The sequence below is a fragment of the Pseudomonas furukawaii genome (assembly GCF_002355475.1).
GTDB classification, from domain to species: Bacteria; Pseudomonadota; Gammaproteobacteria; order Pseudomonadales; family Pseudomonadaceae; genus Metapseudomonas; species Metapseudomonas furukawaii.
In genome coordinates, this window is the sequence record NZ_AP014862.1 from 5,867,450 (window position 1) to 5,889,985 (window position 22,536).

Below are 22,536 nucleotides of genomic sequence, written 5' to 3' on the forward strand. Positions count from 1 at the left end.
GCTCATGCCACCTGGCCCGTCTTCCTTGTCCCTGCGCCTGTCCGCCCCGACCTGCGGCACCCGCGGCGAGGGAGGGCCTGACGCCTGAGCGGATCTATTTGAGGAGTTCCCGAAAGATGTCCCGACTTCCAGTGATTGTGGGTTTTGGTGGCTACAACGCGGCCGGGCGAAGCTCGTTCCACCACGGTTTCCGTCGTCTCGTGATCGAGACCCTCGACGCCCAGTCCCGCCAGGAAACCCTGGCCGGCCTCGCGGTGCTGATGAAGCGGATCACCGTGGTGGACGGCCAGTACCGCAGCCCGGAGGGCGAGCCCCTGACCCTCGCCGAGATCGAATCCCGCTACGCCCGAGAAATCCTCGACAGCACCCTGGTGCGCCGCATCGAGAAGCAGCATCTGGACGTGGACGCCGCCTACTGGCAGAAGAACCTCAGCCTCGCCGGCGTCGATGGCCAGCCGCTGGGCTTCGTCACCTCGCGCAAGCAACTGCCCGAGCCGCTGCCGGCCAGCTGGAGCGTCGAGCCCCTGGACAACGGTGAAGTCCGCGTCACCCTCGAAGGCGGCGTCGACGTCCGCGTCGACAGCTACCGCGAACTGCCGGTGAAGTCCGCCGGCCAGCTGCCCACCGGCTTCGAGCCGGGCGAGCTGTACAACTCCCGCTTCCACCCGCGCGGCCTGCAGATGTCCGTGGTGGCCGCCACCGACGCCATCCGCTCCATCGGCCTGCCCTGGAAAAGCATCGTCGACCACATCCAGCCCGATGAGATCGCGGTGTTCTCCGGCAGCATCATGAGCCAGCTGGACGAAAACGGCTTCGGCGGCCTGATGCAGTCCCGCCTCAAGGGCGGCCGGGTCAGCGCCAAGCAGTTGCCCCTGGGCCTGAACACCATGCCCGCCGACTTCATCAACGCCTACGTGCTGGGCAGCGTCGGCACCACCGGCAGCGTCACCGGCGCGTGCGCCACCTTCCTCTACAACCTGCAGAAAGGCATCGAGTGCATCACCTCCGGGCGCGCCCGTGTGGTGCTGGTGGGCAATGCCGAAGCCCCCATCACCCAGGAGTGCATCGAGGGCTACGGCGCCATGGGCGCCCTGGCCACCGAGGAAGGCCTGCGCCAGGTCGGCGGCCGCGAGGACGTGGACTTCCGCCGCGCCAGCCGTCCCTTCGGCGAGAACTGCGGCTTCACCCTGGCCGAGTCCAGCCAGTACATCGTGCTGATGGACGACGCCCTGGCCCTGGAGCTGGGCGCCGATATCCACGGCGCCGCCACCGACGTCTTCATCAACGCCGACGGCTTCAAGAAATCCATCTCCGCCCCCGGTCCGGGCAACTACCTGACCCTGGCCAAGGCCGTGGCCGCCGCCAGCCAGCTGGTCGGTATCGAGGGTGTGCGCGAGCGCAGCTTCGTCCACGCCCACGGCTCCAGCACCCCGGCCAACCGCGTCACCGAGTCCGAACTGCTGGATCGCGTCGCCGGCGCCTTCGGCATCGAGGGCTGGCCCATCGCGGCGGTCAAGGCTTTCGTCGGCCACTCCCTGGCCACCGCCAGTGGCGACCAGGTGATCGCCGCCCTCGGCACCTTCAAGTACGGCATCCTGCCGGGCATCAAGACCATCGACCGGGTAGCCGACGACGTCTTCCGCGAGCACCTGTCCCTGTCCACCCGCGACCTGGTGCTGGGTGACCGCCAGATGGATGTCTGCTTCATCAACTCCAAGGGCTTTGGCGGCAACAACGCCACCGGCGTCATCCTGTCGCCGCGCCAGACCGAGAAGATGCTGAAAAAACGCCACGGCGAGGCCGCCTTCGCCGCCTACCTGGCCAAACGCGAACAGACCCGCGCCAACGCCGAGGAGTACGACCGCAACGCGCGGCTGGGCCAGTTGGACATCATCTACAACTTCGGCAACGACCTGATCGACGACCAGCAGATCGAACTGGGTACCGACGGCATCCAGGTGCCCGGCTTCAGCCAGCCGCTGCGCTTCAGGAAGGACGAGCGCTTCGCCGACATGCTCGATTGAGCCGGAAACCCGGCTTAACGAAAAAGGGCCCCTCGGGGCCCTTTTGCATGGCAGGCGAATCAGTCCAGCGCGCGCGCCAGCTGGATCAGCTCCGCACGCCACTCGGCCGCCACCGGCAGCGCCAGGAAGGACGGGTTGAGGAAGCCTTCCCGGGCCTCGTAGGCCAGGGGCTCTCCGGCCAGGTCCAGCACCTCGCCGCCGGCCCCCTCCAGCACGCCCTGGGCCGCCGCCGTGTCCCACTGGGACGTGGGCGCCAGGCGCGGGTAGCAGTCCGCGGCGCCCTCGGCCAGCAGGCAGAACTTCAGCGAGCTGCCGATATTGGCCAGCTGGAGGTCGCCGAAACGCTCACCCAGTCCGGCCAGCAGCCGCTCCTGGGCCGGGCTCGAATGGCGCTTGCTGGCCACCAGGGTGAAGGCTTCGTCCGGCGCGATGCGTACGCTGATCGCCTGCGCCTCGCCCCGCGCCTCCGCCCGCCAGGCCCCCAGGCCGGCACCACCGAAGTAGCAGCGACCGGTCACCGGCATGCCGACCACGCCGAAGACCACGCGGCCGTCCTCCACCAGGGCGACGTTGACGGTGAACTCCTCGCTGCCGGCGATGAACTCCTTGGTACCGTCCAGGGGGTCCACCAGCCACCAGCGCTGCCAGCCGGCGCGCTCGCTCAGGGGAATATCGGCGGCTTCCTCGGACAGCACCGGAATGGTCGGGTCCAGCGCCGCGAGGCCAACCGCCAGCACCTGGTGGGCGGCCAGGTCGGCTGCGGTCACGGGGGAGGCGTCGGCCTTCTCGGTCACCGCGAGGTCGGAGCGCCAGTAAGGCAGGATCGCCGCGCCGGCCTGGCGCACCAGGTCGACGACGGCGGGAAGCAGGGGATGGCTCATGGCTGGTACTCCCCACGCTGGGTCAGGATATCGCGGACCAGGTAGAGCGCCGCCAGGGCGCGGCCCTCGCTGAACTGCTGGTGCTGGGCGAGGCTGGACAGCTCCCGCAGGCTGATGCGGTCGACCCGCAGCGGTTCCGGCTCGTCGCCCGGCAGGCTCTCTTCGTAGAGGTCCCGGGCCAGCACCACCTGGATCTTCTGGCTCATGTAGCCGGGGGACAGGGACAGCTCGGTGATGTACTCCAGCCGCCGGGCACCGAACCCCGCCTCTTCCTTGAGTTCGCGGTTGGCGGCGGCGAGCACGTCCTCGCCCGGCTCGATCAGCCCCTTGGGCAGCGACAACTGGTAATCGTCGGTGCCGGCGCAGTACTCCTCCACCAGCAGCACATGCGCGTCGTCCGCCATGGCCACCACCATCACGGCGCCATAGCCTGCCCCCTTGCCCACCAGGCGTTCGTAGGTGCGCTCGACGCCGTTGGCGAAGCGCAGCTGCAGCTCCTCGACACGAAACAGGCGGCTGCTGGCGACGATTTCGCGAGCGAGCACCGTGGGCTTATGGCGCATGGGGGACTCCTTGGCATGACCGGCGGGTTATCATACCCCGCCTTTGCCCATTGTCCCCGCCGGAGATTGCACGGCGGCGACCCCGCGTGACGCATGGGCGACAGCCACCTCTTCCGGAACCTATCCCGACATGCCGCGACTGCCCTGGAGCGAAATCGACACCGTCCTGCTGGACATGGACGGCACGCTGCTCGACCTGCACTTCGACAACCACTTCTGGATGGAGTACCTGCCGCAACGCTACGCCGAGCACCACGGCGTCAGCCGCGAACTGGCGGACGCCGAACTGCTGCCGCTGTTCCGCGACAACGCCGGACAGTTGAACTGGTACTGCACGGACTTCTGGAGCCGCGAGTTGAAGCTGTCGATCCGCGACCTCAAGCGCGAGGTGGCCCACCTCATCGCCCTGCGCCCCGAAGCCGAACGCTTCCTCGGCGCCCTGCGCGAGGCCGGCAAGCGCGTGGCGCTGATCACCAACGCCCACCGCGACTCCCTGTCGCTGAAGATGGAACGGGTCCAGCTGGCCTCCTGGTTCGATCGCCTCATCAGTTCCCACGACTACGGTTTCCCCAAGGAGGACCAGCAGTTCTGGCACGCCCTGCAAGCCGACTTCGGCTTCGACCCGGCCCGCAGCCTGTTCATCGACGACAGCCTGCCGATCCTGCGCAGCGCGGGGCGCTACGGCGTGGCCCACCTGCTGGCGGTGCGCGAACCGGACAGCCGCAAGGGGCCGAAGGACACCGAGGAGTTCGCCGCGGTGGACAGCTACCGGCCACTGATCGAGGACCTCCAGACGCCCTAGCCCGGGGAGCCTTACTCGGGAATGCGCAGCACCTGCCCCGGGTAGATCTTGTCCGGGTGGCTGAGCATCGGCTTGTTGGCCTCGAAGATCTTCATATAGGCATTGGCATTGCCGTACTCGGCCTTGGCGATGGCGCTCAGGGTGTCGCCCTTTTTCACCGTGACGAAGCGCGCGGCGGGCGCTGGCGCCGAAACCCTGATGCGATCCTCCACCTCGCCGACGCCTTCGACATTGCCCAGGGCCAGGAGGATCTTCTCCTTCTCCTCCTGGGACGCGACCTCGCCGCTGACCACCACCTTCTCCCCCTCCACCGCGACCTGGATGGCCGGGTTGCCCAGGCCGACCTTGGCCACGTGTTCCTTGAGCGACTCGGCGGCCTGAGCTTCCTGGCCCACCAGTGATTCCCAGAGTTTCACACCCGCTTCTTTGACAAAGGCGAAGATGCTCATGACGGTTCCTCTCGTTCCCTTGAAGGGCGCGGCGCGCCCGGACCCTGAAGTCTAGACAGCGCTGGCGAATCGGCGCGGTGGCTGGACGACAGGCTAGAATCGCCCGGTATTCCCAGGAGGCGACATGGACATCAAGCAGCTGAAATTCCTCATCGCCCTCGAAGAGACCCGCCATTTCGGCCAGGCGGCGGCCCGCTGCCACGTTACCCAGCCGACCCTGTCCATGCGCCTGCGCAGCCTGGAGGAGGAGCTCGGCCTGGAACTGGTGATCCGTGGCCAGCGCTTCGAAGGCTTCACCGACGCCGGCGAGCGCGTGCTGGCCTGGGCCCGGACGCTGCTGGCCGCCCACGATGGCCTCTACGCCGAGGCGGCGGCCTGCCGTGGCCAACTGGTGGGCACCCTGCGCCTGGGCATGGTGCCCCTGGCCGGTTTCGACCCCATGCGGCTGGTGGAAGCCTTTTCCGGGCCCCACCCCAACCTGCGCTTCCAACTGCACTCGCTGAGTTCCGAGCAGGTGCTCGAAGGCCTGGCGCGCAACCAGTTGGACCTGGGCCTGTCCTACCTGGACCGCCTGGACCGCACGCACTTCGAAAGCCTGGAACTGGCCCAGACCCGCATGGGCCTGCTTCACGACCGCCGCCACTTCAGCTTCGCGACGCCGGCCCTGGCCTGGGAGACCCTGGTGGACCTGCCCCTGGGCCTGCTCTCGGGTGGCATGCACTTTCGCCAGTCCATCGACCACGGCTTCCGCAGCCGGGGCCTGTCGCCCCAGCCGAAGCTGGAAACCGACGCCGTCCACCAGTTGCTGCGGGCCGTCAGCGCCGGCCTGTGTTGCGCCATCATGCCCCTGGACAGCGGCCTGGACGACTTCACCGAGCACCTGGCCCTGACGCCCATCGAGGACGCCCGCACCCTCGCGCCCCTGGGCCTGATCCTGCGCCGCAGCGCCCCCCGCTCCGCCCTGGCCGACGCCTGTTTCGCCGAAGCCAAGGCCTTGCTGGGCCTGGACAGCAAGGCCTGATAAACGCGCTCGATCACCACATCGGTGCTAGCGATTAGACGCCCCTCGCTGCGGGGCCTAGGATGGCTGAGTCAATCCGCCGCAGCGACACCACCATGTCCAGCACCGACTCCAAGCACCGCCAAACCGCTGAGCAGGCACCCTCCGACGCCACCACCTACCGCTTCGTCGAACTGGGCGGCGAGGGCCAGGTGGAAACGGCCAGCCTCGCCGAAGAGTGCGCCCTGGCCATTTCCTACAATGGCATCAGCTACGCCGTGATGATGGTTTCCCCCACATCCCTGGAGGATTTCGTCGCCGGCTTCAGCCTCAGCAACGCCGTCGTGCAATCCATCGACGAGATCTATGACATCCAGCTGGAAGGCGAAGGCATCGCCCTCCACGCCGAGGTGGACATCGGCAATCGCGCCTTCTGGTCCTTCAAGGAACAGCGCCGCAACCTCGCCGGCACCACCGGCTGCGGCCTCTGTGGCGTGGAAGCCCTGGAGCAGGCGCTGCCCCGGCTGCCGGCGCTGGAGCCGGCACCCCTGCCACCGGCCCGGCATTTCGTGAACCTGCGCCAGCGCATCAACGAAGCCCAGGAACTGGCGCGGCGCAGCGGCGCCCTGCACGCCGCGCTGTTCGTCGACGACGAGGGCGAACTGCGCCTCTGCCGCGAGGACATCGGCCGCCACAACGCCCTGGACAAGCTGGTCGGCGCCCTGCTGCGCCAGCGCCTGGACCCGCGTGCGGGTTTCGCCGTGGTCACCAGCCGCTGCAGCCTGGAACTTATCCACAAGGCGGTGCGCGCGGGCCTCTCCACCCTGGTCAGCCTCTCCGCACCCACCACCCTCACCGTGGAATGGGCGCGCCGTCACCACCTCAACCTCATCCACCTGCCCCACCACAGCGCCCCACGGGTCTACAGCCCGGCGCCGCCACGCGAAGTCCCGACCCCATGAGCCTGCAACCCGTCGATCCCCGCTACAAACCCTACAAGGGCGCCGCCGCCGGCTGGGGCGCGCTGAAGAGCGTCACCCGCTTCTGGCTGGACAGCAAACAGCCGTTCAAGAACCTCCGCGCGCTGCTCAAGACCAACCAGAACGGCGGTTTCGACTGCCCCGGATGCGCCTGGGGCGACTCCCCCGAGGACGGCCGCATCAAGTTCTGCGAGAACGGCGCCAAGGCGGTCAACTGGGAAGCCACCAAGCGTCGGGTGGACGCCGCCTTTTTCGCCCGCTACAGCGTCACCCAGCTGCGCGAACAGAGCGACTACTGGCTGGAGTACCAGGGCCGCCTGACCCAGCCGATGCGCTATGACCGCGCCAGCGACCACTACGTCCCGGTGTCCTGGGACGAGGCCTTCAGCCTGGTCGCCCGGCACCTCAACGCCCTGGAGAGCCCCCACCAGGCCGAGTTCTACACCTCCGGCCGCGCCAGCAACGAGGCGGCCTACCTCTACCAGCTGTTCGTCCGCGCCTTCGGCACCAACAACTTCCCCGACTGCTCGAACATGTGCCACGAAGCCAGCGGCGTGGGCCTGGGACTCAGCGTCGGGGTGGGCAAGGGCAGCGTCACCTTCCATGATTTCGAGCACGCCGACGCCATCTTCGTCTTCGGCCAGAACCCCGGCACCAACCACCCGCGCATGCTCGAGCCGCTGCGCGAGGCGGTGAAACGCGGCGCCCAGGTGGTCTGTTTCAACCCCCTGAAAGAGCGCGGCCTGGAGCGCTTCCAGCATCCCCAGCACGCGCTGGAGATGCTCAGCAACGGCTCGCGCCCCTTGAACACCGCCTTCTTCCGCCCCGCCCTCGGCGGCGACATGGCCGCCCTGCGGGGCATGGCCAAGTTCCTCCTGCAGTGGGAGCGCGAGGCCCGGGCGCAAGGCGCCGACCCCGTGTTCGACCACGCCTTCATTGCGGAACATACCGACGGCGTCGAGGCCTACCTGGCCGAGGTGGATGCCACGCCCTGGGCGCAGATCCAGCAGCAGTCCGGCCTCGACCTCGCCGAGATCGAGACCGCCGCGCGCCTCTACCGCAACGCCGACAAGGTGATCATCTGCTGGGCCATGGGCATCACCCAGCACCGCCACTCGGTGCCCACCATCCAGGAAATCGTCAACCTGCAACTGCTGCGCGGCAACGTCGGCCGCCCCGGTGCCGGCCTCTGCCCGGTGCGCGGCCACAGCAACGTGCAGGGCGACCGCACCATGGGCATCAACGACCGGCCGCCAGCGGCCCTGCTGGACGCCCTCGAGGGGCGGTTCGGCTTCAAGGTCCCACGGCAGGACGGCCACAACACCGTGGAGGCGATCAACGCCATGCTGCGCGGCGAGGCCCGGGTCTTCATCGGCCTGGGCGGCAACTTCGCCCAGGCCACGCCCGACAGCGCCCGTACCCATGCGGCCCTGGGAAACTGCGCGCTGACCGTGCAGATCAGCACCAAGCTCAACCGCAGCCACCTGACCGTCGGCGAGGACGCGCTGATCCTGCCCTGCCTCGGCCGGACCGACATCGACCGCCAGGCCGAGGGGCCGCAGGCGGTCACCGTGGAAGATTCCTTCAGCATGATCCATGCCTCCTACGGTCAGCTGGAACCTTCCTCACGGGAAATGCGCTCGGAGCCGGCCATCATCGCCGGCATCGCCAAGGCCACCCTGGGCGACCATCCGGTGGACTGGGAGGCGCTGGTGGCGCACTACGACCGCATCCGTGAGCTGATCGCCGACACCATTCCCGGCTTCGCCGACTTCAATGCGCGCCTCCGGCATCCCGGCGGCTTCTACCTGGGCAACAGCGCCAGCGCCCGCCAATGGGACACCACCAGCGGCCGGGCCAACTTCGCCGCACACCGGCTGCCGGACGATCTGGTCCACGAGAAGGTCCGCAGCACCGGGCAGGAGCCGCACCTGATCCTCCAGACCCTGCGCTCCCACGACCAGTACAACACCACCATCTACGGCCTGGACGACCGCTACCGGGGCGTGCGCGGCCAGCGCGAGGTGGTGTTCGCCAACGAGGCCGACATCCGCCGCCTGGGCTTCGAACCCGGGCAGAAGGTGGACCTGGTGGGACTCTGGGACGATGGCGTGGAACGCCGGGTATCGGGCTTCAGCCTTCTGGCCTTCGACATCCCCGCCGGCCAGGCCGCCGCCTACTACCCGGAGACCAATCCGCTGGTGCCCCTGGAAAGCTACGGGGACGGCAGCTACACCCCCACCTCCAAGTTCGTGGCCATCCGCCTGGAAGCCGCCCGCGACAGCGGTCGCATCCTCTAGCGGGCCGCCGTTCCCGACTGGCGCATGCTCCCCTTCGGGATGTCATGCCGCCTATCGGGAACAGAGCCGGAAACGAACACTTCCAGACGAAAAGAGGGAACTATTTCGAGCGCGACTTAATTCACACGAAATAATTTGAAACAGGGGTTTGAGCGAGATATAAAGTTCCAACTTCAAAGGGAACTTATTAGGCGAAGTGCCAGTACCAGAAAGCGCAAGACGCGCATGGAGCGGGGGTTTCAACCAGCCTCTGACTCCCCTGAAGGGAAAAAGTTCTTCTGTCGAATCGCCCAATAAAAAAAATAATAAAAGTTCGTGTTTTTCGTCGTCAGACACTTGCGTAAGACAAATCCCACAGTAAATATCGCCTCACCAAAACCACTGAGGCGATCCTCACCATGAAGTACACCTCGATCCTTCTCCTGTCTCTTGGCCTCGCCAGTGGCAGCGCCTTTGCCGGCGGCAATACCGATGCCGGTATTGGTGGCGCGCTGGGCGGGGTCCTGGGTTCCGTGGTCGGCAATGCCGTCGGCGGCAGCACCGGCGCAGCCATCGGCGCCGGCGTGGGCGGCGCCGCAGGTGGCGCAGTCGCGGCACCGAAACGCAATCGTACGGAAGCCGCCATCGGCGGCGGACTGGGCGCCGCCGGCGGCCAGGTAGTCGGCCGCTCCGTGGGCGGTACCACTGGCGGCCTGATCGGCGCGGCCCTTGGCGGTGGCGCGGGTGGCGCCCTCGGCAACCACTATGGCGACAAGAACCGCTACGACGATGACGACTGGGATGATGACCATCGCCATTACCGCCGCTCCTACCGCGATCATCCCGGCCGCGGACACGCCTGGGGCCATCGCAAGCACAAGCACAAGCACCGTCACTGGGACGACTGATTCCCTGCTCGACCACAGAAGCCCGCCTCCCGCGGGCTTCTTCCTGTGATACCTGAAACCCTGCCGACTCGAGCTGCAGCATGGGCGCCAGGCGCCCCATTCAAATGGAGATACACGCAATGCGCAAAGCAGTAACCGCCCTCGCCCTCAGCCTGCTGGCCACCCAGGCCGTGGTAGCCGGTGAGACCACCAACAACGCCATCGGTGGCGGCCTCGGCGGTGTCCTGGGCAACGTGGTCGGCGGCGCCGTGGGCGGCAGCACCGGCGCGGCCATTGGCGCGGGCCTCGGCGGCGCGGCAGGCAGCGCCATGACCGCGAAGAATGGCAAGAAGACCGAAGCCGCCATCGGCGGTGGCCTGGGCGCCGCGGGCGGCTCGGTGGCCGGTCGCGCCCTGGGCGGCTCCACCGGCTCGGTGATCGGCGCGGGCCTCGGCGGCGCGGCCGGCGGCGCCATCGCCACCGAGCTCAGCAAGGATGACCACGACGGCCATCGCAAGCACCGCAAGCATCGCCACTGATCGCAAGCGCCGGCCTTTGGCCGGTAACGCCGATCACACACAGAAAGACGCCGCTTTCCCCTCAACAGGAAAGCGGCGTTTTTTTGCTTGCGTGCCAGGGCGGCAGGAGCGGGCTCCTACACCCTGGCCTGAGCGACCGGCTCGCGCACTTCGCCGGCCGCCATGCAGGCCGCGGCGGTGAAGAGCACGTCGGTGGAGGAGTTCAGCGCGGTCTCGGCGGCGTCCTGGAGGATGCCGATGATGAAGCCCACGGCCACCACTTGCATCGCCACGTCGCTGGGAATGCCGAACAGGCTGCAGGCCAGGGGAATCAGCAGCAGGGAACCACCGGCCACGCCCGAGGCGCCGCAGGCGCAGACCGCCGCCACCACGCTGAGCAGGATGGCGGTGGGCATGTCCACCGCGATCCCCAGGGTATGCACCGCCGCCAGGGTCAGCACGGTGATGGTGATGGCCGCACCCGCCATGTTGATGGTCGCGCCCAGGGGAATGGAGACCGAATAGGTGTCCTCGTGCAGGCCGAGCTTTTCCGCCAGTTGCAGGTTGACCGGGATGTTGGCCGCCGAGCTGCGGGTGAAGAAGGCCGTGATGCCGCTTTCCCGCAGGCAGGTGAACACCAGGGGATAGGGGTTGCGGCGGATCTTGGCGAAGACGATCAGCGGGTTCACCACGAACGCCACGAACAGCATGCAGCCCAGCAGCACCGCCAGCAGGTGGGCGTAGCCGCCCAGCACGCCGAGGCCGTTCTCCGCCAGGGTCGACGCCACCAGGCCGAAGATGCCCAGGGGCGCGAAGCTGATGACCACGCGGACGATCAGGGAAACGCCGTGGGACAGGTCGCTGAACACATTGCGGGTGGTCTCGCTGCCCTGGCGGATGGCAATGCCCAGGCCGACGGCCCAGACCAGGATGCCGATGAAATTGGCCTGCATCAGCGCGGTCACCGGGTTGGCCACGGCGCTGGAGAGCAGGCTCAGCAACACCTGGGAGATCCCGGCGGGCGGCGTCACGTCGGCGGCCGCGCTGGCCAGCGTCAGGCTGGAGGGGAAGAGGCTGGAGGCCAGCACCGCCACGACCGCGGCGGAGAAGGTGCCGATCAGGTAGAGCACCAGGATCGGACGGATATGGGTGCGCTCGCCGGGCTTGTGGTTGGCGATGGCGGCGGTCACCAGGATGAACACCAGCACCGGGGCCACCGCCTTGAGGGCGGTGACGAAGAGCGTGCCGAGGAGGCCAACGGCGCTGGCGTACTCCGGCGAGACCACCGCCAGGAGGATGCCGGCGATCAGGCCGAAGATGATCCGGGTCACCAGGCTGGTGCCTTTCAAGCGTTGCAGGATGGAGCCGTTTGCATGGGTCATGGCAGGTACCGCTGAACGTTCGGGCCGCACGACGGGCCGGCCCCGGGTGGAGATTGGACCCCGATGTCGCCCGGCCGGCCATGCCCCAGGTCAAGGGGAAAAGGCGCAACGCGCCGCGGGACGAGATGCCGCGCAGCCGGACAGGGCGATTCGAGTTTGGCGCGCATTGTGCGCATTCACACCCCTGAAGGGTAGTGCGAAGGGCTCAATGGCCCACCGGATGTCGCCATTCCGTTCGTTTAGGGTCGACTGGGTGAAAGTTGTCCACAGGGGCGGCGCTGCCCCGGCCCCGAGCGGCGCCGAGGGACCCGCATCATCCTGCCGATCGGAACCCGGGTTTCCCGCGTGCCAATGGCGTCAGCCCGGCACCTGCACCACCAGCGCCGCCAGGGCCTGCCGCAGCGACTCGGGAATCGGCACCGGCCGGTTGCTCGCGCGGTCCACGAAGACATGCACGAAGCGCCCGGCCGCACAGGCCTCCTCCTCGCCGGCCTTGAACACCGCCAGCTCGTACTGCACCGAGCTGTTGCCCAGCTTGCCGACGCGCAAGCCCACTTCGATGCGGTCGGGAAAGGCGATGGAGGCGAAGTAGTCGCAGGCGGAGCTCACCACGAAGCCCACCACGTCACCGTCGTGGATATCCAGGCCGCCCCGCTCGATCAGGTAGGCGTTCACCGTGCTGTCGAAATAGCCGTAGTAGACGACGTTGTTCACGTGGCCATAGACATCGTTGTCGTGCCAGCGGGTGGTGATGGGCTGGAAGTGGAGGTAGTCGCCGCGCAGGTGCCGGGGTTGGCTCATGGTGTTCCCTGGGTTCGGTTGGATCGAGTCATGTGGGAGCGAGCTTGCTCGCGAACGGCTGCATTCGCCAGCATGCTGGCTCCTGCAGGAAGGTCAGAAAGCGGCCTGGTAGATGGCCAGGGCGTCGGCCTCGCTCACCTCGCGGGGATTATTCACCAGCAGCCGCTGTTGCAGCATGGCGTCGCGGGCCAGCTGCGGCAGCGTCGCCTCGGCGACGCCGGCATCGCGCAGCCGCGTGGGCAGGCCATTGCGTTGACTGAAATCGGCCAGCTCGACGATCAGCTGCTCGCTGAGCTGCCTCTCATCGCCCGGCCGCAACTTGCGGCCCAGCACCAGGGGCGCCAGTTCCGCATAGAGCGGCGCGGCGACCTCGGCGTTGAAGCCCAGCACATGGGGCAGCACCAGCGCATTCGAGAGGCCGTGGGGGATGTGGAAGTGCCCGCCCAGGGGATAGGCCAGGGCATGCACCGCCGCCACCGGGGCATTGGCGAAGGCCTGTCCGGCCAGGCAGGCGCCCAGCAGCATCGCCTGCCGCGCTTCGCGGTTGCGGCCGTCGGCGACCACCGCGTCGAGGTTGCCGGCCAGGAGGCGCAGGGCCTCCCGGGCCAGCAGGTCCGACAGCGGGTTCTTCTTCAGGCGGCTGGTATAGGCCTCGATGGCATGGACCATCGCGTCGATGCCCGTGGCGGCCGTCACCGCCGGCGGCAGGCCGAGGGTGAGGTCCGCGTCCAGCAACGCCAGGTCCGGCAGCAGCAGCGGCGATACCACCCCCATCTTGGTGGTTTCGCCGGTGGTGACGATGGCGATGGGTGTCACCTCGGAGCCGGTACCCGCCGTGGTGGGCACCTGCACCAGCGGGAGGCGTCGCCCCTGTGCGTTGCCAACGCCATAGATGTCGACCAGGCCCTGGCGGCATTCCGGGTGCGCCAGTAGCGCCACCAGCTTGGCCACGTCCATCGAGCTGCCACCACCGAAACCCACCACCAGTTCGGCGCCCAGGGCCCGCGCCAGGGCAACGGCCTCCAGCACCACGGCCTCCGGCGGGTCGGCCTGGACCTGATCGAAGACCGCCACGGAGCAGGCACAGGAGGCGAATCCGGCGAGGATGTCGTCGAGCATGCCGAGGCGGGTGATGCCGGGATCGGTGACCACCAGGACACGACGGGCGCCGCGCTCTAAGCAGAGGTCCGCCAGCCGCAGGGCGGCGCCGGACTCGCAGAGGATCTGGGCGGTAGTGGCAAAGCTGAAAGGCTGCATGGGACGTCCTCCCGTAAGGGGGTACGCCCCGCTGGCGGGGCGCACCGGTCTGGAACATCAGAAGGCGAAATGCGCCTCGGGCAACGCCATCAGACAATCGGCGCCTCCCAGCAGGGCTTCGCGGTGGCCGCTGGCACGGGGCAGCACGCGGCGCAGGTAGAAGCGCGCACTGTGCAGCTTGGCCCGGTAGAAGTCGGCCTCGGAACGCCCCGCCTCCAGGGCGTCCTGGGCCCGCGCCGCCGCCTGCAACCAGAAGCCCGCCAACAACACATAGGCCGAGTACTGGAGGAAATCCACCGAAGCGGCACCGATCTCCTCGGGGTTCTCCCGCACCCGGTCCAGCAGCGTGGCGCTGAGGGTGCGCCACTCCTGCAGGCGCGCCAGCACCGCGCCGGCCAGCTCCGCAAGCTCCGGCCGCCCCGCCTGGGCATCGGCCAGGGCGGCGAACTCGTCCTGCAGGGCGGCCAGCTCGGCGCCGCCGTCGCCCATCAGCTTGCGACGGATCAGGTCCAGCGCCTGGATGCCGTTGGTGCCCTCGTACAGCTGGGTGATGCGGCTGTCGCGCATCAGCTGCTCCATGCCCCATTCACGGATGAACCCGTGACCGCCGTAGACCTGCACGCCGAGGCTGGCCACCTCCTGGCCCATGTCGGTGAGGAAGGCCTTGACGATGGGGATCAGCAAGGCGGCGCGCTTGCCCGCGGCCTTGCGCTGGGTGGCGTCCGGATGGCCGTGTTCGAGGTCCAGCTGGCGGGCGCAATAGGCCGCGAGCATGCGGCCGCCTTCCACCAGGGTCTTCTGGGTCAGCAGCATGCGCCGCACATCGGGGTGGTGGATGATGGCGTCCGCCGGCCGGTCGGGCATGGCGGGCCCGCTCAGGGCGCGGGACTGCAGCCGCTCGCGGGCGTAGGCCAGGGCGCCCTGAAAGGCCTGCTCGCCAACACCGAGGCCCTGCAGGCCGACCTGGAAGCGGGCGTCGTTCATCATGGTGAACATGCAGGCCAGGCCCTGGTTGGCCTCGCCGATGAGCCAGCCGGTGGCGCCATCGAAATTCATCACGCAGGTGGCGGCGCCCCTGATGCCCATCTTGTGCTCGATGGCCCCGCACGACAGGGCGTTGCGCGCGCCCGGCGTGCCATCGGCGTTGGCGATGAACTTGGGCACCAGAAACAGGGAGATGCCCTTCACACCGGCGGGGGCGTCCGGCAGGCGCGCCAGCACCAGATGGACGATGTTCTCCGACAGGTCCTGCTCGCCGCCGCTGATGAAGATCTTGCTGCCGCTGACCTTGAAGCTGCCATCCGCCAGGGGTTCGGCGCGGCTTCGCAGCAGGGCCAGGTCGGTCCCCGCCTGGGGCTCGGTGAGGCACATGGTGCCGGCCCACCGGCCGCTCACCAGCTTGTCCAGGTAGGCCTGCTTGAGCGCCGCGCTGCCGTGCTTGCGGAGCGCCAGCACGGCCCCCTCGGTGAGCCCCGAGTAGACCCGGAAGGACAGGTTGGCGCCCATCAGCATCTCGTGGAAGTTGCAGGCGACCATCTGCGGGAAGCCCTGGCCACCCTGCTCCACGGGCCCGGTCATGCTCGCCCAGCCGTTGTCGCAGTACTGCCGGTAGGCGTCGCGGAAGCCCCTGGGCGTGGTCACCTCGCCGTTCTCCAGGCGCACGCCTTCCTCGTCGCCATTGCGGTTCAGCGGCGCCACCACCTCGCTGGCGTAGCGCGCGCCTTCCTCCAGCACACCGTCGATCAGTTCACGGTCCAGACCGTTGCCCAGCAGCGCGCAGTGGGCGGATACGTCGAAAAGTTCATGGAGTACGAAGCGCATGTCGCGCAAAGGGGCCTTGTAGCTCACGGTCAAACCTCCGGGTGGAAATCGGTGAAACGCCGGTCGGCATCGGCCAGGCTCATGAGGATGCCTCGGCCCATGGTGCCGGCGCCGACCACGGCGACGCGGCGGATGCTGAAATCGCTCTGGGCCATGCCCGCTCCTCGTGTTGTCGCCGGGTTGAGAAAATCGCCAGACACCTTAGGGAAGCCGGTACTATTTTTGAAATTTAGTCTTGTGATGAGCGGCATTCCCCACGTGAATACCTCGAATTTCGACCTCAACCTCCTGCGGGTACTGGACGCCCTCCTGCGGGAACGCAACGTGTCTCGCGCCGCCGAACGCCTGGCCCTCAGCCAGCCGGCCGTGAGCAATGCCCTGAACCGCCTGCGGGACCTGCTCGGCGACCCGCTGCTGGTCCGCGTGGGCCGCGCCATGCAGCCCACGCCCCGGGCCCTGGCCCTGGAAACGCCGATCCGCGCGGCGCTGCGACAGATCGAGCAGAGCCTGGTAGTGGGCGAGGGCTTCGATCCCGCGCGCAGCCGCCAGCGCTTCACCCTCGCGGTGACCGACTACGTGGAGCTGATCTGCATGCCGCCCTTGCTGCGGCAACTGGCGGACGAGGCACCGGGGGTGAAGATCGCCGTCCGCCACCTCTCCCCCAGCCTGCCGGCCGAGGCACTGGACCAGGGGGAGCTGGACCTGGTGCTGGGGCGTTTCGAGGGCATCCCGACGCGCTTCTCGAGCCGCCGCTGGATGAGCGAGACCCTGCGCCTGGTGGCCCGTCGCGACCATCCGCACCTGGCGGAGGCGCCGGACCTGGCGACCTTCCTGAGGCTGCGCCATCTCTGGGTCCACGGTGGCCAGACCCGGGGCATGGTGGATCAGTGGCTGGGTGAACAGGGACTGGCGCGGGACATCGTCTACACCACCCCCAACTACCTGCAGGCGGCCCATATCGTGGTGGGAACGGACCTCACCGTGGTGCTGCCGACCCGGCTGGCCCAGCACTTCGCCGGCCTGCTGCCCCTGGCGGTGCATCCCCTGCCCTTCGCCCTGGGGCCCTTCCACCTCGACCTGGTGAGCGTGGCCCAGCGGGAGGACGACGAGGCGCTGCAGTGGCTCATCGAGCGGCTGATGGCGATAGGACGGAGCTGACCCCAGGTCGGTGCGTAGGCCGTTAGGGTGCGCCGTGCGCACCGGAATACCCGCGACCCCGCTTCACCGGTCCAGCATCGACGTCAGGCTGGGCACTGTTGGTGGATGGAAAAGCGCCATCCACCCTACGCCCCCTGTCAGAAGCGGTCGCGGATCACCGCTTCGTCGAAGGCCAGCTTGCCGATGCGCGGCTTGGGTTCGATGGCCTGCTTGCCCACGGCCACCATCAGGCCGATCACATGGTTTTCCGGCAGGCGGATCAGGTCGGCCACGGCGTCGAAATCGAAGCCGTCCATGGGGCAGCTGTCCAGGCCCCGGCCACGGGCCGCCAGCATCAGGGTCTGGGCCACCAGGCCGCAGCTGCGCATGGTCTCGTCGCGCTGCACCCGGGGCTTGTCGCGGTAGTAGGTGTCGATGGCGCCGGCCATGAAGTCCTGCACCGGCTGCGGGGCCTCGGCCCAGACGCGGGCGGCGTCCTTCTCCCAGGCGTCGAGGCGTGCGCAGACCACCACCAGCATGGCGGCGTCGGTCACCTGGGCCTGGTCCCAGGCCACGGCGCGGAGGCGCTGGCGCAGCTCGGGATCGCTGACTTCCACGAGGCGCACGTGTTGCAGGTTGAAGGCGGTGGGGGCCAGCAGGGCCAGCCTCAGCAACTCGTCCTTCTCCTCGCGGGAGAGGCTGTGCGCGGTGTCGTAACCCTTGACGGCGCGGCGGCTGCGGATGGCTTCATCGATATGCATTCAAGACTCCTGGCAATGAACAATGGACCGGGGCGCCATCCTAAGCAGGCGGAGCACCCCGGACCAACAGTGATTAGTGATGGGTTCCATCGAAATTTCAGTTGCAGGCCTCAGTCCGAAGCCAGGTTCCCGGCGACCCAGTCGCGCACCTCGGCGTAGGGATAGGCGTCCAGCGCGGCGAAGCCCGGCAGGCTGCGGGCCTTGAGACGGGTGAACACTGGTGCCGTGATGCCGCAGAGCATCCGGGTCAGGCAATCCACTCCCGGCTCCTCGCCCCGATGCTCCCGGTAGCGCGCGATGAAGGCGCCGCAAAGTCCCTGGAAGTCCCTGCCCTGCAGGGGCGCCAGGGGCGGGGGCTCGGGCAGTCGCGCCACCCGCCCCTGGCACACGGAGCAGTGGCCGCAACGGTCGGGGGCGTCGTGGTCGCCGAAGTAGCGGGCCAGCTGGGCGCTCAGGCAGTCCTCGCTGGCGAACAGCGCCAGCATGGCGTGGATGCGGGTGATCTCGCTCTCTTCCTGGCGCCGAAAGTAGCCGTGCAGCTCAGCCGCCAGCGTCGCCGGATCGAAGTGCGGTTGCAGCAGGGCGTAGACCTCGGTCATCTGCTTGCTCTCCAGCTCGATCCAGCCCCGCTCCTGGAAGAAATCCAGGGCCTTCACCACCCGCGCGCGCTCGGCGGCATGCTCGCGATGGAGCCGGTCGAAATCCACGGTGCACCAGGTGCGGGCGCGGGCGGAGGTACTGACCAGCGCCTGGACGAACTGCCGGCGCTCCCCCTCGAACCGGTCCAGCAGCGCCTCGGGCTCCAGCAGGTACTTGAAGCGGTACTCGGCGAAATAGGCGAAGAGCGGCGCGATGATGCCGCGCAGCTCCAGCTGCACCAGCAGGGTCTTGAGCGGCAGCGGGCGGATGTTGCTCTGGTCCGAGAGCGCACCGAGCATCAGCTCCCAGCGATCCCCCGAGCGTGCCGCCGCGGCCAGTTCATCCAGCACCAGGCGAATGCCGGCAAGTTCCGGGGTATCGCCATAGACGAAGTTCTCCAGCACGTTGAGGCTGTCGCGGTTGGCCAGCACCAGGCAGTCCGAAGGCTGGCCGTCGCGGCCCGCACGGCCGATCTCCTGGCTGTAGTTCTCCACCGACTTGGGCAGGTCGTAATGGACCACCTGGCGGATATCGGCCTTGTCGATGCCCATGCCGAAGGCGATGGTGGCCACCATCACCCTGATCTCCCCGGCCATGAAGCGGCGCTGCAGCGCTTCCCGCTCCTCGGAAGGCATGCCGGCGTGGTAGGCACGGGCGACGATGCCCTGGCCGCCCAGGCGTTCGGCCACCTCCTCGGCGGTCTTCTGCAGGGTGACGTAGACGATGGCGGCCTGTCCCGGCCGCTCGGCCAGCCAGCGGGCCAGGCGCTCGGCCTTGGCGGCACTGGCCACGGGCTCCACCAGCAGGTTGAGGTTGGGCCGGTAGAAGCCGGTGGTGATGACGTCGGTCTCGGCGATGGCGAACTTGGCCTGCATGTCGGCGATCACCCGGGGCGTCGCCGTGGCGGTCAGCAGCAGGACCTGGGGAATGCCGAACTGGCGCTGGTACTCCGGCAGCTTGAGGTAGTCCGGGCGGAAATTGTGGCCCCACTCGGAAATGCAGTGGGCCTCGTCCACCACCAGCAGGGAAATCGGCACCTGCCGGATGAAGTGGCGGAAGCGCTCGTTCTTCAGGCGCTCCACCGAGATCATCAGGATCTTCAACTCCCCGGATCGGGCGCGGGTCATGACCTCGGCGGTCTCCTCGCGGCTCTGCGCCGAATCGATGCTGGCGGCGGCGATGCCGTGGGCATGGAGGAAGGCCAGCTGGTCCTGCATCAGCGCCAGCAGGGGCGAGACCACCAGGGTCAGGTGCGGCAGGTGCAGCGCCGGCAACTGGTAGCACAGCGACTTGCCTGAGCCGGTGGGGAAGATGGCCGCCGCCGAGCGCCCGGCCAGCACGGCGCGGATGGCAGCCTCCTGGCCGGGGCGGAAGCGGTCGTGGCCGAAGACGCGGACGAGGGTGGCGAGGGGCATGGCGTGACTCCGTATGAGGGGGCTGTCGAGCATGGCCCGAAGCGCAACGCACCCGCGCCGCGGCGGCGCAAGGCACCGGCCGGACCCTGCGTAGGATGGCGTAGAGCGCAGCGAAGCCCATCATCGCCCGGTCCTGGCATCGCAGCCCGGTTCAGGCGCCGCCGGTGGATGGGAAAGCGTCATCCACCCTACGCCACCCTTGACTCCAAGCACCCGGAATTTCCGCGGCGACCAATGAAAAAGCCGCCCGGAGGCGGCTTCGTCGAACAACGGGTCCCTTACAGCTTCGGACCGGCGTTGCGGATGGCGTCGGAGACGTCGAACTTCTTGAAGTTCTCGACGAACTTCTCGGCCAGGGCCTTGGCGGCCTCGTCGTAGGCGGCCTTGTCAGCCCAGGTGTTGCGCGGGTTGAGCAGCTCGGTCTCGACGCCCGGAACGGCCTTCGGCACGTCCAGGTTGATGATGTCCAGGTGCTCGGTCTCGGCACCGATCAGCGCGCCGCTCTGGATGGCGGCGATCACGCCACGGGTGGTGGGGATGCTGAAGCGCTTGCCGACGCCGTAGCCACCGCCGGTCCAGCCGGTGTTGACCAGGTACACCTTGGAGCCGAAGCCCTGGATGCGCTTGATCAGCAGCTCGGCGTACTCGCCCGCCGGACGCGGGAAGAAGGGCGCGCCGAAGCAGGTGGAGAAGGTGGACTTGATGCCGCCGCCGGACCCCATCTCGGTGGAACCCACCAGGGCGGTGTAGCCGGACAGGAAGTGATAGGCGGCCTGCTCGTTGTTCAGGATCGACACGGGCGGCAGCACGCCGGTCAGGTCGCAGGTCAGGAAGATCACCGCGTTCGGCTCGCCGGCACGGTTGGCCTCGACGCGCTTCTCCACCAGCTCCAGCGGGTAGGCCGCACGGGAGTTCTGGGTCAGGCTGTCGTCGCTGTAGTCGGGCAGGCGGGTTTCCGGGTTCAGCACGACGTTTTCCAGCACGGCGCCGAACTGGATGGCTTTCCAGATCACCGGCTCGTTCTTCTCCGACAGGTCGATGCACTTGGCATAGCAACCGCCTTCGATGTTGAACACGGTGCCCACGCCCCAGCCGTGTTCGTCGTCACCGATCAGGTAACGGCTCGGGTCGGCGGACAGGGTGGTCTTGCCGGTGCCGGACAGGCCGAAGAACAGGGTGGTGTCGCCGTCTTCGCCGACGTTGGCGGCACAGTGCATGGGCAGCACGTCCTTTTCCGGCAGCAGGAAGTTCTGCACGGAGAACATGGCCTTCTTCATCTCGCCCGCGTAGCGCATGCCGGCGATCAGCACCTTCTTGGCGGCGAAGTTGAGGATCACGCAACCATCGGAGTTGGTGCCGTCACGCTCGGGTTCGCAGACGAAGCCGGGCACGTTGAGGATCTGCCACTCCTGGCGGGACTGCGGGTTGTACTGTTCCGGGTTGATGAACAGGCAACGGCCGAACAGGTTGTGCCAGGCGGTCTGGGTGGTCATCTTGACGGCCAGGTAGTGCTCGGGATCGGCGCCGACGTGCACGTGCGAAACGAAACGCTCGCCCTCGGTCACAAAAGCTTCGACACGGGCCCACAGTGCATCGAACTTGTCCGCCGGGAAGGGACGGTTGATGGCGCCCCAGGCGATCTTGGCCTCGGTGCTCGGCTCCTGGACGATGAATCGATCAGCCGGAGAACGACCGGTGCGGTGGCCGGTCTTCACGACCAACGAACCGTTGGCGGCCAGTTCGCCCTCGCCGCGCCGAATGGCCTCTTCGACCAGTTGCGCGGCGCTGATATCGGTGTACACGGCGTTGTTGGCTTGCGTCATGTGGTTCCCCGTCGGCGAAAAGCCGAGTCCTCCAAACGATTTGTAGTGGGTACTGCGACCCCCTACCGCGAAAAAAGTGCGCGCGATTATGCCAGAAAAGCCCGCTTTGGGTAGAAACCTCCCGTCAGCCGGGCATATTCCTGACCGATAATCGCACCCCGGTCACGCAGCGACCCGATGGGCACACTACATATTTCAGTGACGCGTTTCCGAGGGCACCGTACTGCCACCACCCGCGAACAGCTGGGCGACATCGGCCGCGTCGAAGCTGTAGCGCTGGTTGCAGAACTGGCAGTCGATCACCACCGTGCCGCCGGTTTCCTCCAGCAGGGTCTCGGCATCGTCCTTGCCCAGGCTGACCAGGGCATTGGCGGAACGCTCACGCGAACAGCTGCAACGGAACTGGATGGACTGGGGATCGAACAGCCGCACCGTCTCCTCGTGGTAGAGGCGGTGCAGCAGGGTTTCGTTGTCCAGGCCCAGCAGTTCCTCGGCGGTAAGGGTGTCGCCCAGGGTGGTCAGGTGCTGCCAGTTGGCCTCACGGGCCTCGACATCCTTCAGGCGATCGGCGGGCAGGGCCTGGAGCAGCATGCCCCGGGCGTGGCGGCCATCGGCGTTGAGCCAGAAGCGCGTGGGCAGTTGCTGGGAGTTGTCGAAGTAGGCCGAGAGGCACTCGGCGAGGGTGGCGCCTTCCAGGGCGACGATACCCTGGTAGCGCTGGCCCTGCTCCGGGTCCACGGTCAGGGTCAGCACGCCTTCGGGCATGAGGTCCCGCAGGCCGGCGCCCGGGGTGACCTGATCGGCGTCGTAGCGGGCGATGCCACGGACTTCGCGATTGCTGGAGCATTCCACCATCAGCAGGGGGACCGCGCCGGACGAACGCGCCTGGAGCACCAGCAGGCCGTCGAACTTGAGGGTGCCGACCAGCAGGGACGCGGCGGCAAGCATTTCACCGAGCAACTGGGCGACCGGTTCCGGATAGGGATGCTTGGCCAGGACGTGGGCGTAGCTCTCGCCAAGGGAAACCAGTTCGCCGCGCACATCGGTGTCGTCGAACAGAAAACGTTGGGTGAAATCGGACATGCCGGACTCGCTGCATTTGGGCCAGATTGGCCGA

General features: G+C 67.9%; 20 protein-coding genes. 8 read left to right on the plus strand and 12 right to left on the minus strand.

The genetic code is table 11. The features are described 5' to 3' along the window. Positions 1-116 precede the first annotated feature (116 nt). Entirely contained in the window at positions 117-2,024 is a 1,908-nt protein-coding gene (locus tag KF707C_RS27150) for a beta-ketoacyl synthase (protein ID WP_036992719.1), read from the plus strand. 59 nt (positions 2,025-2,083) lie between these two features. Here KF707C_RS27150 and cysQ read toward each other — a convergent pair whose 3' ends face one another. Then, a complete protein-coding gene (gene cysQ / locus KF707C_RS27155; RefSeq protein WP_003451727.1) occupies positions 2,084-2,905 on the minus strand; it encodes a 3'(2'),5'-bisphosphate nucleotidase CysQ in 822 nt (273 codons plus the stop codon). After that, positions 2,902-3,468, minus strand: a complete 567-nt coding sequence (nudE, locus tag KF707C_RS27160) for an ADP compounds hydrolase NudE (RefSeq protein WP_003451726.1) — start codon at positions 3,466-3,468, stop codon at positions 2,902-2,904. The genes cysQ and nudE overlap by 4 nt, the downstream gene beginning before the upstream one ends. A gap of 130 nt (positions 3,469-3,598) precedes the next feature. Between nudE and yrfG the strand changes: the two genes are divergently transcribed. Beyond that, complete coding sequence (yrfG, locus tag KF707C_RS27165) at positions 3,599-4,270, plus strand: GMP/IMP nucleotidase (RefSeq protein WP_003451725.1); 672 nt, start codon at positions 3,599-3,601, stop codon at positions 4,268-4,270. Between the two features lie 11 nt (positions 4,271-4,281). Here the strand turns inward: yrfG and lysM are convergent, their stop codons facing one another. Continuing rightward, the gene (lysM, locus tag KF707C_RS27170) at positions 4,282-4,719 is read right to left on the minus strand and encodes a peptidoglycan-binding protein LysM (protein ID WP_003451724.1); all 438 of its coding nucleotides are present in this window, start codon (positions 4,717-4,719) and stop codon (positions 4,282-4,284) included. A 124-nt stretch (positions 4,720-4,843) separates the two neighbouring features. On the opposite strand from lysM, the gene KF707C_RS27175 reads away from it, so the two are divergent. From KF707C_RS27175 to KF707C_RS27195, 5 genes are all read left to right on the plus strand, one after another. Beyond that, positions 4,844-5,740, plus strand: coding sequence for a LysR family transcriptional regulator (locus tag KF707C_RS27175; RefSeq protein WP_003451723.1), 897 nt, complete (start codon positions 4,844-4,846; stop codon positions 5,738-5,740). Between the two features lie 95 nt (positions 5,741-5,835). Further along, positions 5,836-6,681 carry a formate dehydrogenase accessory sulfurtransferase FdhD gene (fdhD, locus tag KF707C_RS27180; protein ID WP_036992718.1) on the plus strand — a complete coding sequence of 282 codons (846 nt, stop codon included), beginning with the start codon at positions 5,836-5,838 and terminating at the stop codon, positions 6,679-6,681. Beyond that, positions 6,678-8,999: an FdhF/YdeP family oxidoreductase gene (locus KF707C_RS27185; protein WP_003451721.1), complete on the plus strand. Its 2,322-nt coding sequence runs from the start codon at positions 6,678-6,680 to the stop codon at positions 8,997-8,999. The genes fdhD and KF707C_RS27185 overlap by 4 nt, the downstream gene beginning before the upstream one ends. A 398-nt stretch (positions 9,000-9,397) precedes the next feature. Then, positions 9,398-9,886, plus strand: coding sequence for a glycine zipper domain-containing protein (locus tag KF707C_RS27190; protein WP_003451720.1), 489 nt, complete (start codon positions 9,398-9,400; stop codon positions 9,884-9,886). Between the two features lie 119 nt (positions 9,887-10,005). After that, positions 10,006-10,404: a glycine zipper domain-containing protein gene (locus KF707C_RS27195; protein WP_096368067.1), complete on the plus strand. Its 399-nt coding sequence runs from the start codon at positions 10,006-10,008 to the stop codon at positions 10,402-10,404. A 116-nt stretch (positions 10,405-10,520) separates the two neighbouring features. Here KF707C_RS27195 and sstT read toward each other — a convergent pair whose 3' ends face one another. The 5 genes from sstT to KF707C_RS29985 all read right to left on the minus strand — a co-directional run bounded on the left by sstT (position 10,521) and on the right by KF707C_RS29985 (position 15,799). After that, entirely contained in the window at positions 10,521-11,765 is a 1,245-nt protein-coding gene (gene sstT, locus KF707C_RS27200; RefSeq protein WP_003457396.1) for a serine/threonine transporter SstT, read from the minus strand. 357 nt (positions 11,766-12,122) lie between these two features. Further along, positions 12,123-12,566: an acyl-CoA thioesterase gene (locus KF707C_RS27205; protein ID WP_003457397.1), complete on the minus strand. Its 444-nt coding sequence runs from the start codon at positions 12,564-12,566 to the stop codon at positions 12,123-12,125. Between the two features lie 93 nt (positions 12,567-12,659). After that, entirely contained in the window at positions 12,660-13,823 is a 1,164-nt protein-coding gene (locus tag KF707C_RS27210; protein ID WP_003457400.1) for an iron-containing alcohol dehydrogenase, read from the minus strand. A 57-nt stretch (positions 13,824-13,880) separates the two neighbouring features. Beyond that, positions 13,881-15,671 (minus strand): acyl-CoA dehydrogenase C-terminal domain-containing protein, encoded by a 1,791-nt coding sequence (locus KF707C_RS27215; RefSeq protein WP_003457403.1) that lies wholly within the window; start codon positions 15,669-15,671, stop codon positions 13,881-13,883. Between the two features lie 2 nt (positions 15,672-15,673). Further along, positions 15,674-15,799 carry a hypothetical protein gene (locus tag KF707C_RS29985; RefSeq protein ID WP_003457405.1) on the minus strand — a complete coding sequence of 42 codons (126 nt, stop codon included), beginning with the start codon at positions 15,797-15,799 and terminating at the stop codon, positions 15,674-15,676. Between the two features lie 103 nt (positions 15,800-15,902). Between KF707C_RS29985 and KF707C_RS27220 the strand changes: the two genes are divergently transcribed. Continuing rightward, positions 15,903-16,802: a LysR family transcriptional regulator gene (locus tag KF707C_RS27220; protein WP_036994679.1), complete on the plus strand. Its 900-nt coding sequence runs from the start codon at positions 15,903-15,905 to the stop codon at positions 16,800-16,802. Positions 16,803-16,939: 137 nt separating this feature from the next. On the opposite strand, the gene KF707C_RS27225 is transcribed toward KF707C_RS27220, so the two are convergent. The 4 genes from KF707C_RS27225 to hslO all read right to left on the minus strand — a co-directional run bounded on the left by KF707C_RS27225 (position 16,940) and on the right by hslO (position 22,502). After that, a complete protein-coding gene (locus tag KF707C_RS27225) occupies positions 16,940-17,542 on the minus strand; it encodes a nitroreductase family protein (protein ID WP_003457409.1) in 603 nt (200 codons plus the stop codon). A 110-nt stretch (positions 17,543-17,652) separates the two neighbouring features. Then, a complete protein-coding gene (locus KF707C_RS27230) occupies positions 17,653-19,596 on the minus strand; it encodes a RecQ family ATP-dependent DNA helicase (RefSeq protein WP_003457412.1) in 1,944 nt (647 codons plus the stop codon). A gap of 278 nt (positions 19,597-19,874) precedes the next feature. After that, positions 19,875-21,419 (minus strand): phosphoenolpyruvate carboxykinase, encoded by a 1,545-nt coding sequence (locus tag KF707C_RS27235; RefSeq protein ID WP_003457413.1) that lies wholly within the window; start codon positions 21,417-21,419, stop codon positions 19,875-19,877. Between the two features lie 195 nt (positions 21,420-21,614). After that, a complete protein-coding gene (gene hslO / locus KF707C_RS27240; protein ID WP_003457422.1) occupies positions 21,615-22,502 on the minus strand; it encodes an Hsp33 family molecular chaperone HslO in 888 nt (295 codons plus the stop codon). Positions 22,503-22,536 lie beyond the last annotated feature (34 nt).

Coding starts and splice junctions, on each gene's coding strand:
- KF707C_RS27150 (WP_036992719.1), top strand. CDS start 117: ATGTCCCGACTTCCAGTGATTGTGGGTTTTGGTGGCTACAACGCGGCC.
- cysQ (WP_003451727.1), bottom strand. CDS start 2,905: ATGAGCCATCCCCTGCTTCCCGCCGTCGTCGACCTGGTGCGCCAGGCC.
- nudE (WP_003451726.1), bottom strand. CDS start 3,468: ATGCGCCATAAGCCCACGGTGCTCGCTCGCGAAATCGTCGCCAGCAGC.
- yrfG (WP_003451725.1), top strand. CDS start 3,599: ATGCCGCGACTGCCCTGGAGCGAAATCGACACCGTCCTGCTGGACATG.
- lysM (WP_003451724.1), bottom strand. CDS start 4,719: ATGAGCATCTTCGCCTTTGTCAAAGAAGCGGGTGTGAAACTCTGGGAA.
- KF707C_RS27175 (WP_003451723.1), top strand. CDS start 4,844: ATGGACATCAAGCAGCTGAAATTCCTCATCGCCCTCGAAGAGACCCGC.
- fdhD (WP_036992718.1), top strand. CDS start 5,836: ATGTCCAGCACCGACTCCAAGCACCGCCAAACCGCTGAGCAGGCACCC.
- KF707C_RS27185 (WP_003451721.1), top strand. CDS start 6,678: ATGAGCCTGCAACCCGTCGATCCCCGCTACAAACCCTACAAGGGCGCC.
- KF707C_RS27190 (WP_003451720.1), top strand. CDS start 9,398: ATGAAGTACACCTCGATCCTTCTCCTGTCTCTTGGCCTCGCCAGTGGC.
- KF707C_RS27195 (WP_096368067.1), top strand. CDS start 10,006: ATGCGCAAAGCAGTAACCGCCCTCGCCCTCAGCCTGCTGGCCACCCAG.
- sstT (WP_003457396.1), bottom strand. CDS start 11,765: ATGACCCATGCAAACGGCTCCATCCTGCAACGCTTGAAAGGCACCAGC.
- KF707C_RS27205 (WP_003457397.1), bottom strand. CDS start 12,566: ATGAGCCAACCCCGGCACCTGCGCGGCGACTACCTCCACTTCCAGCCC.
- KF707C_RS27210 (WP_003457400.1), bottom strand. CDS start 13,823: ATGCAGCCTTTCAGCTTTGCCACTACCGCCCAGATCCTCTGCGAGTCC.
- KF707C_RS29985 (WP_003457405.1), bottom strand. CDS start 15,799: ATGGCCCAGAGCGATTTCAGCATCCGCCGCGTCGCCGTGGTCGGCGCC.
- KF707C_RS27225 (WP_003457409.1), bottom strand. CDS start 17,542: ATGCATATCGATGAAGCCATCCGCAGCCGCCGCGCCGTCAAGGGTTAC.
- KF707C_RS27230 (WP_003457412.1), bottom strand. CDS start 19,596: ATGCCCCTCGCCACCCTCGTCCGCGTCTTCGGCCACGACCGCTTCCGC.
- KF707C_RS27235 (WP_003457413.1), bottom strand. CDS start 21,419: ATGACGCAAGCCAACAACGCCGTGTACACCGATATCAGCGCCGCGCAA.
- hslO (WP_003457422.1), bottom strand. CDS start 22,502: ATGTCCGATTTCACCCAACGTTTTCTGTTCGACGACACCGATGTGCGC.